The 235-nt window shown below is 55.3% G+C and carries 1 protein-coding gene; it reads left to right on the forward strand.

All coding sequences use genetic code 11. From position 1 onward, the window contains the following. Positions 1-36: 36 nt before the first annotated feature. Complete coding sequence (locus tag KJQ96_RS39590) at positions 37-234, forward strand: helix-turn-helix domain-containing protein (protein ID WP_249727352.1); 198 nt, start codon at positions 37-39, stop codon at positions 232-234. Position 235 lies beyond the last annotated feature (1 nt).

The raw sequence follows: 235 nt of genomic DNA on the forward strand, positions 1-235 counted from the left end.
CCGCCGATAACCGTGCGGACGTAAGGAGACGTTGAATTGATCGAACATGCATCAGGAACCTTGCGCGAAGGCCTTTCCGTAGCGGAAGCTTGCGCGGTAGCCGGAATTGGCCGGACGAAAATCTATCAAGCAATTAGTGAAGGCCGCCTCAAGGCTCGCAAGTGCGGCAAGCGTACGCTCATCCTAAGGGATGAATTGCGCCATTTCCTCGTTTCACTTCCGAGTGCGGCGTGAT

The organism is Bradyrhizobium sp. sGM-13, from assembly GCF_018398875.1.
Lineage (GTDB): Bacteria > Pseudomonadota > Alphaproteobacteria > Rhizobiales > Xanthobacteraceae > Bradyrhizobium.